We start from the raw sequence: 15031 nt of genomic DNA, 5'->3' as shown, positions 1-15031 counted from the left end.
GGGTCAGCGCGTGGCCGCCAGCGCGGCATCGAACAACGCCGTCGCTTCCGTGATCGCGGCCCCGTGGGTGGCCTGCTTGTCCGCCACCACCTGGCAGAGTGCACCGACGCGGGTCTGGCCCAGGGCGGTGCAGCTGGACAGGAAGTCGTAGTGCCCGACCGCGGGCAAGGTGGTCAGCGTCGCCTTGGGGAGTGCCGCCGCTGCGATGTCGCCGTTGGTGGCCGGTGAGGCCACCGTGTCGGCCGCACCGACGATGATCGATACCGGCTGGCTCACCTTCTCCAGTTCCTCCGGGGCGAAGGCCTGCACCATGGCCGGCGCGATCAGCACTACCGCACGTACCCCGGCAATGGCGCGGTCCTCACCGGCCTTGGCCACCCACGGGGCCAGTTCCGGTGTCGCCGCGGCGGTCATCCGACGCGCCAGGGTCAATGAGGGAGTCTCGGCCTGCGGCGCGCAGACGCCGTCGTCAGGATGCGCGCGGCAGAACGCCAGCAGCCGCTGCACGTCCGGGCGTGCGCCCGCGGCAACCAAGGCAGTGAACCCGCCGGCCGAATAGCCCGCCATGCCCAACCGCGTGGCATCGATCTCCGCCGCCAGCGCGGGGTCGGCCTGCACGGCAGCCAGCGCGGCAGCCAGGTCATCCACACGGTTCCACATCAGGATGCTGCCGGCCTCGGTCATCGGGTCCACCCCGTTGTTGCCGGGATGATCCACCGCGATCACCACATATCCGGCCCGTGCCATCGCGGTACCGAACCAGCCCATCATCCGTGCGCTGCCGCCGTTGCCGTGCGAGAGCAGCAGCACCGGCCAGCGTCCGTTGGCGATGGCGGCATCCGCGGCGGCCGTGCCCACCTCGAACAGCGGCGCATCGGGCGGGCCGATCGTCAGCGCGGTTTCCTGCGCCCCGGGCTGTGCCGGGTACCACACGGTGTAGCGCACGCTGTCGCGGTGGTCGGCATCGCGCACGGCCGCACTGGGCGTATGTGCAACGCCGTGCCGCTCGCCGACGGGCGGCACGGCCCCAGCGGCAAACAGGGGCAGGCAGAGCGCCAGCAGCGCGGCACAACAACGGGCGGTCATTCGCATGGGTCACTCTCCTTGGGGTGCAACGTGTCGGCCAGCGGCAGCCAGATCTCCACCCCGCCGTGGCCGCTGCGGTCATCGAAGCGCGTGTCGTAGCGCTCCAGGTCCGGTGCATCGGCCAGGGTCAGGCCGGACGCCGGCAGATAGTCATTCAACAACCAGAACCAGGTGGAGCGGATCGCGGAAATGTGCCCGGCATGCCAGGCCACCAGGTACTCGCGGGGCGGAATCAGGATGGCCTGCCAGCCGGCGGGCACGGGCGCGCCGGCACTGATCTCCACGCCGGCGATGTAATCAAAGCCACCGTCAGCGTCATTGTTGCCGCACACACCGTAGGCGATCTCCGCGCCCAGCCCATGCGCCTCGTCCAGGCGCTGCCATTGCGAAGGAATCGATGCGACGGTCGCGGAGGTGTGGCGCGCACCGATCCCGGCCACGCGCAGTGCGCCACGGTGCACGCGATGCGGTTCGATCGTGCAGGGTGTCGAGGAGTCGATCAGTTTCAATGCCTCGACCAGCACCACGCCGCCCAGCCCCTGCTCCCGCACCTGCTCGGGCGATCGCCCAAACTGCTCGGAGAATGCGCGGGTAAAGGCTGCATGCGAGGCGTAACCAGCAGCGATGGCCACCTCCAGGATGCCATCAGCCCCGGCCGCCAACTGATGTGCGGCGTGGGTCAGCCGGCGGCCACGCAGATAGCGCACCACCGAGGTGCCGGTGCTGAGCTGGAACAGCCGCGAGAGATGGAACGGCGACAGCCCCACCACGCGGGCGATAGCGGCCAGCGACGGGTTTTCAGCGAAGTGGCTTTCGATGTACCACAGGGCCCTGCGTGCCGCACCCATACCGCCAGATCCATGCCGATGAACGGGACCGCAGCGTAACCCAGCGCGCGCCGCGCCATTTGATCGTTCTTGCTGTCTGCGGCAACCCGCCGCGCGTGTTGTCTCAGCCCCTCACCGCCGCTTCGATGGCCGCCACGTCGATCCTGCGCATGGTCATCATCGCCTCGAACGCGCGCCGGGCCACGGCGGGGTCCTTGCTGGTCACCGCGTCGGTCAGTACCCGCGGCGTGATCTGCCAGGACAGACCCCATTTATCGCGACACCAGCCACAGGCGCTCTCCTCGCCGCCGTTGCCGACGATCGCAGCCCACAACCGGTCCGTTTCGGCCTGGTCATCGGTGGCGATCTGGAAGGAGAACGCTTCGCTGTGTTTGAACGCCGGCCCGCCGTTGAGCCCGATGCAGGGGATGCCGGCGACGGTGAAATCGACAGTGAGCACATCGCCCTGTTTGCCGGAGGGAAAATCGCTCGGCGCGTGGTGCACCGCGTGCACCGCACTGTCAGGGAAGGTGGCGGCGTAGAAGGTGGCGGCGTCGAGCGCGGTACCGTCGAACCAGAGGCAGATCGTGTTCTTGCAGACCATGGGCGTCTCCTGGAGCAGAGGATGGATTGCGCCCGCTTACGGTAGGCGCGCCGGTGTTAAGCCTGCGCGCGGGTGCCGCGTGGGTGTGCCGTGGATAGCGACGGCCCATGCTGCTCGCCCCCGCGTGCTGGCCCCCGCCAAGATGAATACGCAGATACCCTGCCCACCATCATCGCGATCGATGCAGAGATCGGATGCGGTTGATGATGCGAATGATTGCCATTACCATAGTGTGATCCGGGTCGCGCAAGGGATGCGTACCCGTGAACAGTTATCGAGCCCGCGCCGGGTCACCGCCCCCGCCAGCCGCTTCCTGCCCCCACCCCGCTCCGCCGCAGGCCACCCAGGACGCCGGCCATGCCCGTTGCCGTCTTTCTGGAAACGCCGATGCCCCGCTACGCCCACGTGCTGTCCCGCCCGTCGATGCACCGTCGCCCGCTGCCGCAGGCCTTGATGGTGGCCCTGTGCGCCCTTGCCGTTGCGCCTGCGTTCGCGCAGGATGCGACCCCTGACGCCACCACCCTGGACAAGATCGTGGTCAAGGGCGAGCGCGCCGAAGGCTATTCGGTCCGCAGGACCTCGGCCGGTACCCGCTTCGATCTGGCCCCGCGCGAGATCCCGCAGTCGGTCAGCATCATCAGCCACCAGCGCATCGAGGATCAGAACCTCGATGACATCATCGACGTGCTGGCCAACACCACCGGCGTGAGCAGCACCCAGTCCGATACCGAGCGCACCGAGTTCTACGCGCGCGGTTTCTACATCGACAGCTACCAGTTCGACGGCCTGCCGACCCAGATGGTGCAGAACTGGAGCTACGGCGATTCCGGCCTGGACCTGGCCCTGTACGACCGCGTGGAAGTGGTGCGTGGCGCCACCGGCCTGCTGTCCGGCGCCGGCAACCCGTCCGCCTCGGTGAACCTGATCCGCAAGCACGCCGACAGCGCCGAGCTGACCGGCAACGTGTCGGTCAATGTCGGCAGCTGGGGCCGCACCCGCAGCACGGTGGATGTGACCACCCCGCTGAACGCCAGCGGCTCGGTGCGTGCGCGCGTGATCGGCAGCTACCTGGATACCGAATCGCAGATGGACCGCTACGACCAGCACAAGACGCTGGGCTATGCGGTGATCGATGCCGACCTGACCCCGGATACCCAGCTGAGCGTGGGCTATGACTACCAGCAGAAGCGCGCGAACGGCGCGACCTGGGGTGGCTTCCCGATGTGGTACTCCGACGGCACCCCCACACCGTACGACAAGACCTTCAGTGCGAACCCGGGGTGGACCTACTGGGATACCACCAGCAAGCGCCTGTTCGCCACGCTGGAACATGCTTTCGCCAATGACTGGAAGGTCAAGGTCGGTGCGACGCACGACAAGACCAATGCCAACGACAAGCTGTTCTACCCGTCCTACACCGCCTTCGACAAGGTCACCGGCAGCGGCATCACGCCAATGGCCGGCCTGTACAACACCGAGCGCAAGGTCGACAGCGTGGACGGCTTTGTGGAAGGCCCGTTCCAACTGTTCGGCCGCGAACACCAGTTCATGGCCGGCCTGAGCTACAACAAGCGCGAGTACGCCAACTACGGTGACTTCCAGGTCGGCGGCACCAATACCGCGTGGGGCCCGATCGACAACTATCTCAACTGGACCGGCAACATCCCGGAACCGAACTGGAACCCGCTGAGCCTGGCCAGCCAGGGCACCATCACCCAGAAGGCCGGCTACGCGGCGACCCGCCTGTCGTTGGCCGATCCGTTGAAGCTGATCCTGGGTGCTCGTTACACCGATTGGAAAAGCGAGGGCGAAGACGCGGACCGCTCGCACAAGGTCACCACGCCGTATGCCGGCCTGGTCTACGATCTCAACGACACGTATTCCACCTACGCCAGCTACACCGAGATCTTCCAGCCACAGACGCTGCGCACCAAGGCGGGCAGCTATCTGGACCCGGTCGATGGCAAGAGCTACGAGGTGGGCGTCAAGGGCGCGTGGTTCGATAACCGCCTGAACGCCTCGCTGGCCGTGTTCCGCATCGAGCAGGACAACGTCGGCCAGGCCACGATGGACAAGGTAGACGGTAACGAACTCGAAACGGCGTACATCGCCGCGCGCGGCACCGTCAGCCGCGGCGTTGAGTTCGAACTCAACGGTGAGCTTGCCCCGGGCTGGAACGCCACGTTTGGTGCGTCGCGCTACGTGGCCAAGGACATCAACGACGCGGACATCAACACCAACCTGCCGCAGACCACGCTCAAGCTGTTTACGAGCTACACCCCGCAGTCGCTCACCGCACTGACGGTCGGCGGCGGTGCCAACTGGCAGAACCGTATCTACTACCCGATCCCGGGGCTTGGCCGCTTCGAACAGGAAGGCTACGCGCTGGTGAGCGCCTTCGTGCGCTACCGCATCTCCCCGGAGTTCAGCGTGCAGGCCAACCTCAACAATCTGCTGGACAAGAAGTACCTCTCGCAGATCACCGGCTACGGTGCCTACGGCGATGGTCGCAACGGGTCGATCACGTTCAACTGGTCGTTCTGATCGGTCATTGATCGTAACGCTTCAACAAAGGAGAACCGGGCATTGCCCGGCTCTCTGCGTTTTGCACGATGCGCAACGGACGCGCGGCGCCGCACGGCCAGACCTCGGTAGTGCCGGCCGCTGGCCGGCAGCCTCATGAACGATGAAAGTCCTGCCTGGTTGCCGGTCAGCGGCCGGCACTACGGCCTTGCGCGCAGCAGCGCCAACCCGAACCCGATGAAGATCGTGCCGACCACGCGGTCGAACACCTTGCGCAGCCCCGGCTTGGCCAGATAACCGGCCAGCCCGCGGCCGCCGGCGGCGTACACCCCGTACCAGAACATCTCCATCACCGCGAAGGTGCCCACCAGGATCACGAACTGCGGCAGCTGCGGCTGGGTGAGATCGACGAACTGCGGCAGGAACGCCGAGGCGAACAGCAGCAGCTTCGGGTTGCTGATGCCGATGATGAATCCATCGCGGAACAGCACGGTGCGTGAACTGGGTACCAGCGCCGAGGTGCTGCCGACGTCGATCGGCGCATCACCGCCGCGCCAGGCCTTGATCCCCAGGTACACCAGGTACGCCACGCCGGCGTAGCGCAACACGTCGAACACCATCGGCGAGGCTTTGAGCACCGCGCCCAGCCCGGCGGCGGAGATCGCCAGGGCCAGTACCAGCGCGGTCAGGCAGCCGGCCATGGCGGCGATGCTGCGGCGGAAGCCGACGCGCACGCTGCGGGTCATCACGTGCAGCATGTTCGGGCCGGGCGTGCCGCACAGGACGAACACGGTCACGGCGAAGATCCACCAGGTATGCAGGTTCATGGCAATACCGTTCGAGAGAGAGGTAGTGCCGGCCGCTGGCCGGCAGCGCAATGATGCCTGACGGAAACAGCATCGGCAGGCCGGACTCGCGAGATGGCCGGTCCTCGCAACCGGGTTGTCCGCCCGGAACGCACCGGGGCGCCCTCACGGCGCCCCGGCGTGTCATCTCCGCATCAGCCCGCGATCAGAACCGCAGGTCCGCGCGTACGTACCAGTAGCGCCCGCGCGGGATGTCGTAGGTGGAGGCGTCATAGCCGTTGAGCGAGCACGACAGGCAGATCGGCGGATCCTTGTCGAACACGTTGTTCAGGCCGGCGCTGAGCTGCAGGCCCTTCATCCAGTCGATCTTGTAGCCCACCTGCATGTCGTGGAAGGTGGTGGCCGACAGTTCGTTGGTGCCTTCGGCCTGGTTGCTGCAGATCGGGAAGGCGGCCACGTCGCCGCACGCCTCGGTGAGCTTGGAGATGTGGCGCACCGTCCAGGAGGCGTTCCAGTTGGACAGGTTCCAGCTCAGCGTGGCATTGCTGGTCCATTCCGGGATCGAGCTGTCGGCCACTTCCACGCCGGGCTCCTGCGGCTGCTTCTGCCCGGCGGCCCCCAACGCCTCATAGCGGCCGACGAAGGTGTTCTGCCAACCGAGCTTGAACTGCCCGATCTCCGTCTGCGGCAGCGTCCAGAACAGATCCACATCCCAGCCATCGGTCTTGATCGAGCCCAGGTTGGTCAGCCGGTTGTTGAAGCTGCTGACCGCCCCGGTGGAGGCGCGCGTGATGCCACTGCAGTACAGCGGGTCCAGCGTGTCCACGCACAGATCAAGCTGGGTCTGCGCGTTGATCGCCTGGATCGCGCCTTCGATGTGGTGGCGGTAGAACGTCACCTCGACATCGAAGCGCTCCGACCAGGACGCATTGCTGCCGAACCACGGGCTCCACACGAAGCCGGCGCTGAAGCTGCGCGAGCGCTCCGGATCCAGTTCCGCGTTGCCGCCGGTGGTGACCGATATCTGCGAGTTGGCCTGCTGGAAACCGCCCGGCACGCCAAGCGCCGCACAGTTGGCCGCACTGCCACGCGGCGGCGTGCCGCCGAGCCCGACCGAGCAGGGATCGAACAGCTGCAGATCGGCACGCGCGGCCGAGCCGTACAACTCGCCGATCGAGGGCGCGCGGAAGCCTTCGGCATAACTGGTGCGCAGCACGAAGTCATTGGTCACCTGCCAGCGCAGGCCGTACTTCGGGGTGAACTCGCCACCAAACGTGGAGTAATCCGAGTAGCGGCCCGCCAGGCTCAGGTCGAGTTTTTCGCCGAGCGCGCTCTTGGCGAAGATCGGCACGCTCAGCTCCAGGTAGGCCTCGTTGACATCGTAGGAACCGGAGGTCGGCAGCGAGGGCACGCCGTTGTAGTGGCCGATCACGGTCAGCGGATCCGGATCGTAGCGGCCCTCGTACTTGCGGTACTCATAGCCGGTGGCGAACGAGACCGGGCCGGCCGGCAGGGTGAACAGCTCGCTGCTCAGGTTGGCGGTGAACAGGCTCAGCTCGTTCTGGCTGCGGTCACGCACTACCGGCTGGATCCAGCGCAGCATCTCCGGGGTGATCGAGCCGACCCCACCGAAGATGTTCAGCGGTACGCAGCCGGGGGTGGCCGCACATACCGCCGGATCCCCCAGCGCCATGTTGACCTTGTAGATGTCGTAGCTGCCGTAGTTGGTCTGCTCGGCCTTGTTCTTGCTGTACATGCCGTTGAGGTCCCAGAACCAGCTGCGATCCGCGGCCTGGAACTGGCCGACCAGGCCGGTGGCGAAGTACTGGGTGTTGACCTCCTGCTCGAACACGCGCGCGCCGCCTTCAACAGGGCGACGGCCGATCAGGCTCATGTTGCCCGAGGCGGCCAGATCGAAGCCGAACGGGTTGTACGGGTTGAGGCCGGAGACCACGATGTTGTCGGCCAGCGGGTTGCCGGTGGCGCCATCGGGGCCGAAGAACAGCGGCTCCGGACCGGCCTGGTTGGTGGACTCGCGGCGATTGCCAAGCGCCTTGATATACCACTGGATGTCGTCGGTGAGATCGAATCGGAACTGGCCGAAGATGCCTTTCCGCTCGGACGGGGTGAGCACCAGGTTGTACTCGGCGAAGTTGAAGCGGTCGGCCGAGGTGAAGCAGTGATAATCATCACTGCGGTCGCAGCCGGCGCTGCCGTCGTAACGCGGGCTGCTTACGCCGGTATTGGGTACGATGTCCTGTACCGCCCCGGTGGTGGGATCGACGAACTTGAAGCGCCCCTGCGGAATGCCACCACTGCCGAAGGCCAGCCCGGTGCCGGGAATCGGGAAGCGCGACTGCTCGCGATCGCGCGCATACACCGGGTCCTGCTTGGTCCAGCTCGCCCCCAGGAACAGGGTGTAGCGGTCACCGCTGGTGCCCCAGGCCAGGTCCACGCCCTTCTGGGTGCCATCGCCCTTGGTGTACTCGCCATAGTTCATCGTCACCTGCGCGCCGTCGAATTCACGGCGGGTGATGATGTTGACCACACCGGCGATCGCGTCGGAGCCATACAGTGATGAAGCGCCGTCTTCGAGCACTTCGATGCGTTCGACGATGGCCAGCGGAATGGTGTTCAGATCGGTCGCCGCGCCCACGCCGGACGCGGAAGATTCATTGACCCAGCGGATGCCATCGACCAGCACCAGCACGCGCTTGGCGCCCAGGTGACGCAGATCGACCTGGGCCGACCCCGCACCCACGCCACTGCCATCGGGTGGGAAGCCGAAGTTGCCCGAGGAATTGAATTTCGCATTGAGCGCCGAGCCGGAGCCGGTCAGCTGCTGCAGCACGTCGCCGATCGAGGTCAGGCCGGTGCGCTCGATCTCGGTGCGGGTCAGGGTCTGGATCGGCACCTGCCCTTCCACCTCGGCCCGCTTGATACGGCTGCCGGTCACTTCCACCCGGTCCAGATCCGTCGTACTGCGTGGCGCGTCCTGCGCGCTGGCCAAGGCCGGTGCAGCCAGCAGCAGGCACAGCGATACGGCAACCGCCAACGGGCGGTGATGCAGGTTGTTCATTCGCTCTCTCTCCAAAGGAATGTTGGGCGGGACTGCCGCTCCCCCTTGCATGGCGGCAGTGTCTCCTTTGTAAACAACCTGTAAATGTGAAGGAGTGACGTGCGCCTCGCTTTCACGGGGAATCGACAAAGCCGACTGTGCGCGGGCGCGGCTATGGGGCAGCGTGTGTGCAGCCTGTGCGAGCGCACATGCTGCTGTTTTCGAGGGATATTGACGGCATCCGGGGCGGTCGTCGTGCCGCTGCTGCGCGAACGCCGTCCGCGTGATGTCGGGACTCTGGTGACGACTGGGAACCTCGGCGATTGCGCTAGCCAGCGCGTCGGAATCGGCTTCAGTGCGCAGCCGTCGAGGGTCGTTGGCATGGCGTCCAGATGCGCCGCCGCACGTCGATGCGATGGGGTCTCGAGCGGCGCGTGTTTCCAACGTCCCTGGTCACCGGTGGAGCGATGGACCGGTGTGCGAATGGACCGCCCCAGCGGCGCCCGTTCATCCTCGAGTCGGATTGCCCTCACCGCCTTTCACCGGCCCCCGTTATGCTTTCCGCATGACTCGACTTCCCCTCTATTTCTTCAGCGCGACCGTCCTGCTGGCCTGCACCGGGGTCAGCCCGGTGGCCGATGCCCAGAACCTGGATGCCCAGCGCGCGCAGCTCAAGGCCGTGATCGACAATGCCGAGCGCGGCCAGTTCGATCCTGCCCAGGCAGCGGCACTGAGCAAGCACCCGCTGTATGGCTGGGTGGAGTTCGCCAATCTGCGGCGCAACATCGATACCGTCAGCAACGTGCAGGCGCAGGATTTCCTGAAGCGCTACAACGGCCAGGCGGTAGCCACCAGCTTCCGCAACGTATGGCTGCCGGCGGTGGCGCGGCGCCAGGACTGGCCGACCCTGCTGGCCAACTGGACCGACACGACCAACGTCGGCCTGCGCTGCGCCCAGCTCAATGCACGCCAGGCTACCGGCAAGGCCGACGCGCAGTGGGTCAGCGAGGCGCAGGCGATCTGGCGCAGCACCGGCAAATCCTTGCCTGATGCCTGCGACCCCGTGTTCGCGGTGCTGGATGCCAAGGGCGGCATGAACGCCGAGCTGCGCTGGGCACGCATCGATGCCGCTGCCGATGAGCAGCAGCCGGCGGTGATGCGCAGTGCCGCGCGCGGGCTGCCGGCCGCCGATCTGACCCTGGCCAACACCTATGCCGCCTTCGTCGACAAGCCCAATGCCAGCGCGCTGAACTGGCCGCGCAATGAGCGCAGCCGGCGGATCGCCACCGATGGCCTGGCCAAACTGGCCAAGGCCGACCCGGGGGCCACCGAACAGCAGTTGCCGCAGTACGCCGACGCGCTGCAGCTGAGCGCCGCGCAGCGCGCGCAGGTGCTGTACCAGATCGCGCTGTGGACGGTGGCTTCCTACGGTCCGGACTCCGCCCGTCGCCTCAATGCGGTGCCCGAATCGGCGTATGACGAGCGTCTGCACGAATGGCGTGCGCGCGAAGCGCTGTCGCGCGGCGACTGGCCGGCGGCGCTGACCGCGATCCGCAAGATGGGCCCGACCCAGCGCGCCGACTCGCGCTGGCGCTATTTCGAAGCGCGCATGCTGGACAAGACCGGCAGACGCAGCGAAGCGCAGGCGGCCTTCCGTGAGGCCGCCCGCGCGGCCACCTTCCATGGCTTCCTGGCGGCCGACCAGCTCGGCCAGAACTACACGCTGTGCCCGTGGGAACCCAACGACAGCGCCCAGGCGCAGGCGGCGGTCGCGCGTGACCCGGCGATCGTGCGGGCGATGGAACTGTTCAAGATCGAACGGGCGGGCTGGGCCGTGGCCGAGTGGAATGATGCGCTGAGCCGTTACGACAACACACAGCGTCGTCTCGCCGTGGAAGTCGCCCGCGACAACGGCTGGTTCGACCGTGCGGTGTTCTCGCTTGGCAAGACCCCGGACGAGCAGCGCCTGTATTCGCTGCGCTTCCCGCTGCACCACGACGACAGCATCCGCCGCGAGTCCGCACGCAATGCCATCGATCCGGCCTGGGTGGCCGCGGAAATCCGCGCCGAGAGCATCTTCAACCCGAAGGCCCGCTCACCGGCCAACGCCATGGGCCTGATGCAGGTCCTGCCCGCCACCGGTGCGGCAGTGGCCAAGTCAATCGGCCTGACCAACTACGGCGGCGCTGCCAGCCTCTACGACCCCGATACCAACATTGCCATCGGCACGGCCTACCTGCGCCAGCTGATGAACAAGTACGAGGGCCTGCCCTACGTCACCATTGCCGCCTACAACGCCGGCCCGACCCCGACCGCCCGCTGGCAGTCGCAGCGTCCGGGGTTCGATCCGGACATCTGGATCGAGACGATCAGCTACAAGGAAACCCGCGAGTACGTCGCGCGCATCCTGGCCTTCAGCGTGATCTACGACTGGCGCTTGAACGGTGACGCGCTGCCGGTGACCGACCGCATGAACGGCCGCCTGCAGGCCAAGCGCAAGACCTTCGCCTGCGCGGCCAACGCCGACAAGGGCGGGGATTGAGCGGACTGACGACTATCATGGCCGCATGAAGATCTATCTGGTGGGCGGCGCCGTGCGTGACCGCCTCTTGCAGTGTCCACCCGGCGACCGCGACTGGGTCGTGGTCGGGGCCACCCAGGCGCAGATGGACGCGCAGGGGTACAAGGCCGTGGGCCGCGATTTCCCGGTGTTCCTGCATCCGGATACCGGTGAGGAATATGCGCTGGCCCGCACCGAGCGCAAGTCCGGCCGCGGCTACCGCGGCTTCGTGGTCGATGCCGATCCCGCTGTGACGCTGGAGGAGGACCTGCAGCGTCGCGATTTCACCATCAACGCGATCGCCTGCGATGAAGCCACCGGTGCGCTGGTGGATCCGTATGGCGGCGTGGGTGATATCCAACAGCGCGTGCTGCGCCACGTCGGCCCGGCCTTCGTCGAGGATCCCCTGCGGGTGCTGCGTGCGGCCCGCTTCATGGCGCGCTTTGCGCCCCTCGGCTTCACCGTCGCCGCCGAGACGATGGCCCTGATGCGGGAGGTCGCCGCCAGTGGCGAGCTCGATGCGCTGGTGCCCGAACGCGTCTGGCAGGAGCTGAGGCGTGCCCTCGCCTCCGCGCGGCCGTCCGCGTTCCTGCGCACCCTGCATGACGCCCAGGCACTGGGTGCGATCCTGCCCGAGCTGGAGGCCCTGTACGGTGTGCCCCAGCGCGCGGAGTTCCATCCGGAAGTCGATACCGGCGTGCACCAGGAAATGGTCAGCGACATGGCCGCGCAGCTGGCCCCGGGCGATGACCTGATCGGCTTCGCCGCGCTGACCCACGACCTCGGCAAAGGCCTGACCCCACCGGACGAATGGCCGCGGCACATCATGCATGAGCAGCGTGGCGTCGCCCCGCTGCGTGGATTGGCCGAACGCCTGAAGGTGCCGGTCGATCACCGCCAGCTGGCCGAAGCCGTCTGCCGCGACCATCTCAACGTGCACCGCATCGATGAGCTGCGCGATGCCACCGTGCTGGAGCTGCTCGGCCGCTGCGATGGGTTCCGCCGGCCCGAACGCATCGCGCAGATCGCACTGTGCTGCGAAGCCGACAAGCGCGGCCGGCTGGGCTTCGAGGCCAGCGACTACCCGCAGGGTGAAACGCTCAAGCGCCTGCACCAGGCAGCGCTTGCCGTGCAGGCGCGCGATCTGGATCTGACCGGGCTGAAGGGGCCGGCGGTGGGGGAAGCGCTGGCCAAGGCGCGGGTGAAGGCCATCAGCGCGGTGCGTACACGCTGATCGACGGCTGGGATGACGCCTCAGGTGGCGCTGGCGCACGCCGGTTGCGCCAGCAGCCAGTCCCTTGCGGCCGCCGCAGCATCCTCGCCCTCACCGATCACCACATCCGGCGCGATCTTCCTGCCATCGCCCTGGCCGTTGCGATCGACCATGACGTTGCCGGTGACCAGCAAGGCGCTTCCATCAGGCAGCAGCTCGGTCCGGTTACCCGTGGATACGCCTGCCGTGGGCTGGCCGAAGCTTCGGGTGTTGGCACGCCCACGGAACGCCAGTGACGTCGCCTCTCCCGCGCTGGCGGTGCGCGGCCCGAACAGCACCGCCACCGGTGCGCCGGGATGACGCAGCCGATACGCGGCCGCGCCAACATCCAGCAGGTTCTTCTGCTCCAACCACACCGCGCCGCCGTGCAAGAACCACGACCGCTCCGAGTCGGCCGTGGTGAACGCACCTACCCGCGGTGCATTGCCGCCCGCGTCTTCCAGCAGGGGCGCCAGGCCGAGCAACATCGGCCACATGTTGCCGCCGGTGTTGCGTCGCAGGTCGACCACCCAGCCGCATCGCTCCGCGCGGTCCTTGCTGCGGATGGCGTCCTGCAGCGTGCCTGCAAACGCAACACTCGCCCGCTGCCAGGCCACGCTGTCGCCCGGTCCACCACCGCTGAAGGCGCCCACCGTCATCCAGCCGATGCGCCGGCCGACCGTATCCATATCGCGCTGCTGGTCAGTGCGTTGCTGCTTGGCGCGGTGCTCGTGTGTGCGCTGCGTTGCCGGCGGTGGCTGGGATCCCACCACGGTAGCGCGGCTTGAAGGGGACTGCAGCAACGGGTAGCTCGCCGGCAGCCACCGCCCATGCCCCCCACTGCTCACGGCAATGGCATCGCGCAACAGCGGCCAGGTCTTGGCGGGATCAGCATCGGGAGCCTGCAGGCGGGTGCGCAGCGCCTGCCAATCGACCTTGTCGCGGTACAGCGCCTCGCGCTCCAGCACCGCCACGATCCGCAGCTGTACCGGTGGCGCAGGCATCTCCTGTGCGTTCGCCATCGGTGCAAGCAGCACACTGGCCAGCAGCGCCGGGCGCGTACAACGAGACCGCAGGAACATCACCATCGCGCTACATCCGTGTAGTTGAATAGGCCGCAGCATATCGCTGCACACGGCCACAAGAACAGCGCGCGTGATCCGCCCTGGTGACCGGTCAGCCCGAAATGAGGGCACGTCACCCGTGGCGGGCAGCGTGCCGGGGATCAGCCAGCGCCCACAACCGCCTCACCAATCAAACCGCACGCCGATATTCCCCTCGATGCTCTTGCGCTCCTTCTGCGCGCTGCTTTCCAGATCGCGCGTGTAATCGGCCACCGCAAACGCGCTGACATTGGCATTGAAGCGCGCGACCACACCGACGCCGACTTCCAGTGCGCGCGAGCCCTGCTGGTTGGTGAGCCGGTTGTCGCCGAAGTCGATGCGATCTTCGCCGTCCAGGGTCTGCCAGTAGTTGAGCTTGACGTACGGCTGCCACCCATTGCCGGCGAGATCGTAATCGGCGGCGAGGCGAAGGCCGACGCGCCCGGTCCAGGCATTGTCGGCCTTGAAGCGGACCGCCGACACCCGGTCACCGGCATCGTCGATCGAGGTGCGCTGCCAGATCACCTGCGCCTGCGGCTCCAGCCACCATGCGGACTGCCCGAGCTGCAGCAGCGGCTTGCCTACTTCCAGCGACGCGGTGGTGCCATCGCCACGCACGTCGATGCCCAGCCCGCGCGCCGACGTGGCCTCACCGTCGTAGCGGCTCTGAAGGACCACGGCATCCAGATACCCGCCTTCGCTGCCGACGCGGGTCCAGTACAGGCCCACGTGCTTGTCATCCAGGCGGGTACGGCCGACGGCCACGTTGTCCCAGCCGATCGCAAAGCCGTTGACGTTGCCCTGCGCGCGGGTGCGGCCGACGAATACACCGACCTGATCGCGGTGGTTGCCATCGCCGTTGGCGTACAGGTCCAGGCCGGCCTGGATGCCCTGGAGATCACCGTCGAAACTGGGCTTGGCATCGCCCTCCCAGTGCTGCTCATGACTCTGCCCGATCATGCGTGCCCAGGCCGAGCGGAAGCCGCCCTGCCCGGCCAGCACGCGCTGCTCGCCCTGGCGCTCGTGGAAGGTGCCCAGGCTGGCCAGACTCGTCTCGCGCAGCAGGGGGGGCACCACGGAGTAGACGGGGGTTTCCACCCGGTACAACGGAATGATGTCGCCCTCTGCCGGGCGCGCATCGGGCGTCGGCGGTGTGGCCAGCGGACCGGGCACCGGCGGCACTTCGGTGGGGACCGGCGGCACGTCGATGGT

General features: G+C 67.3%; 10 protein-coding genes. 3 read left to right on the top strand and 7 right to left on the bottom strand.

All coding sequences use genetic code 11. The features are described 5' to 3' along the window. Window positions 1-3 precede the first annotated feature (3 nt). The 3 genes from ACW6W5_RS12390 to ACW6W5_RS12380 all read right to left on the bottom strand — a co-directional run bounded on the left by ACW6W5_RS12390 (window position 4) and on the right by ACW6W5_RS12380 (window position 2517). The gene (locus tag ACW6W5_RS12390) at window positions 4-1092 is read right to left on the bottom strand and encodes an alpha/beta hydrolase family protein (RefSeq protein ID WP_226956614.1); all 1089 of its coding nucleotides are present in this window, start codon (window positions 1090-1092) and stop codon (window positions 4-6) included. Further along, complete coding sequence (locus ACW6W5_RS12385) at window positions 1083-1934, bottom strand: AraC family transcriptional regulator (RefSeq protein ID WP_152152243.1); 852 nt, start codon at window positions 1932-1934, stop codon at window positions 1083-1085. Before ACW6W5_RS12385 ends, ACW6W5_RS12390 begins: the two co-directional genes overlap by 10 nt. 103 nt (window positions 1935-2037) lie before the next feature. Next, the gene (locus ACW6W5_RS12380; RefSeq protein WP_152152245.1) at window positions 2038-2517 is read right to left on the bottom strand and encodes a VOC family protein; all 480 of its coding nucleotides are present in this window, start codon (window positions 2515-2517) and stop codon (window positions 2038-2040) included. Between the two features lie 387 nt (window positions 2518-2904). Between ACW6W5_RS12380 and fhuE the strand changes: the two genes are divergently transcribed. Then, window positions 2905-5061: a ferric-rhodotorulic acid/ferric-coprogen receptor FhuE gene (gene fhuE, locus ACW6W5_RS12375; protein WP_193222786.1), complete on the top strand. Its 2157-nt coding sequence runs from the start codon at window positions 2905-2907 to the stop codon at window positions 5059-5061. Between the two features lie 179 nt (window positions 5062-5240). On the opposite strand, the gene ACW6W5_RS12370 is transcribed toward fhuE, so the two are convergent. After that, window positions 5241-5867, bottom strand: a complete 627-nt coding sequence (locus ACW6W5_RS12370) for a LysE family translocator (protein WP_152152247.1) — start codon at window positions 5865-5867, stop codon at window positions 5241-5243. A gap of 184 nt (window positions 5868-6051) precedes the next feature. Continuing rightward, on the bottom strand, window positions 6052-8925 hold the full coding sequence (locus ACW6W5_RS12365; protein ID WP_152152249.1) for a TonB-dependent receptor: 2874 nt from the start codon (window positions 8923-8925) through the stop codon (window positions 6052-6054). Between the two features lie 544 nt (window positions 8926-9469). Between ACW6W5_RS12365 and ACW6W5_RS12360 the strand changes: the two genes are divergently transcribed. Both ACW6W5_RS12360 and ACW6W5_RS12355 read left to right on the top strand, forming a co-directional pair. Beyond that, window positions 9470-11446 (top strand): transglycosylase SLT domain-containing protein, encoded by a 1977-nt coding sequence (locus ACW6W5_RS12360; RefSeq protein ID WP_152152251.1) that lies wholly within the window; start codon window positions 9470-9472, stop codon window positions 11444-11446. Between the two features lie 25 nt (window positions 11447-11471). Continuing rightward, complete coding sequence (locus ACW6W5_RS12355) at window positions 11472-12698, top strand: multifunctional CCA addition/repair protein (RefSeq protein ID WP_152152253.1); 1227 nt, start codon at window positions 11472-11474, stop codon at window positions 12696-12698. 20 nt (window positions 12699-12718) lie between these two features. Here ACW6W5_RS12355 and ACW6W5_RS12350 read toward each other — a convergent pair whose 3' ends face one another. Both ACW6W5_RS12350 and ACW6W5_RS12345 read right to left on the bottom strand, forming a co-directional pair. Then, complete coding sequence (locus ACW6W5_RS12350) at window positions 12719-13804, bottom strand: S41 family peptidase (RefSeq protein ID WP_152152254.1); 1086 nt, start codon at window positions 13802-13804, stop codon at window positions 12719-12721. Window positions 13805-13963: 159 nt separating this feature from the next. Next, window positions 13964-15031 (bottom strand): autotransporter family protein (locus ACW6W5_RS12345; protein ID WP_458233648.1); only part of this gene is annotated, 1068 nt, incomplete at its 5' end.

Source organism: Stenotrophomonas sp. IS26 (genome assembly GCF_054188265.1).
Note: the sequence above shows the minus strand (reverse complement) of the source record. Positions and strands in the feature narration are given on the sequence as shown.

What these genes read in the sequence shown, in the direction of transcription:
- ACW6W5_RS12350 (WP_152152254.1), bottom strand. Translation starts at nt 13,804, where the DNA reads ATGGTGATGTTCCTGCGGTCTCGTTGTACGCGCCCGGCGCTGCTGGCC.
- ACW6W5_RS12355 (WP_152152253.1), top strand. Translation starts at nt 11,472, where the DNA reads ATGAAGATCTATCTGGTGGGCGGCGCCGTGCGTGACCGCCTCTTGCAG.
- ACW6W5_RS12385 (WP_152152243.1), bottom strand. Translation starts at nt 1,934, where the DNA reads ATGGGTGCGGCACGCAGGGCCCTGTGGTACATCGAAAGCCACTTCGCT.
- fhuE (WP_193222786.1), top strand. Translation starts at nt 2,905, where the DNA reads ATGCCCCGCTACGCCCACGTGCTGTCCCGCCCGTCGATGCACCGTCGC.
- ACW6W5_RS12380 (WP_152152245.1), bottom strand. Translation starts at nt 2,517, where the DNA reads ATGGTCTGCAAGAACACGATCTGCCTCTGGTTCGACGGTACCGCGCTC.
- ACW6W5_RS12365 (WP_152152249.1), bottom strand. Translation starts at nt 8,925, where the DNA reads ATGAACAACCTGCATCACCGCCCGTTGGCGGTTGCCGTATCGCTGTGC.
- ACW6W5_RS12370 (WP_152152247.1), bottom strand. Translation starts at nt 5,867, where the DNA reads ATGAACCTGCATACCTGGTGGATCTTCGCCGTGACCGTGTTCGTCCTG.
- ACW6W5_RS12390 (WP_226956614.1), bottom strand. Translation starts at nt 1,092, where the DNA reads ATGCGAATGACCGCCCGTTGTTGTGCCGCGCTGCTGGCGCTCTGCCTG.
- ACW6W5_RS12360 (WP_152152251.1), top strand. Translation starts at nt 9,470, where the DNA reads ATGACTCGACTTCCCCTCTATTTCTTCAGCGCGACCGTCCTGCTGGCC.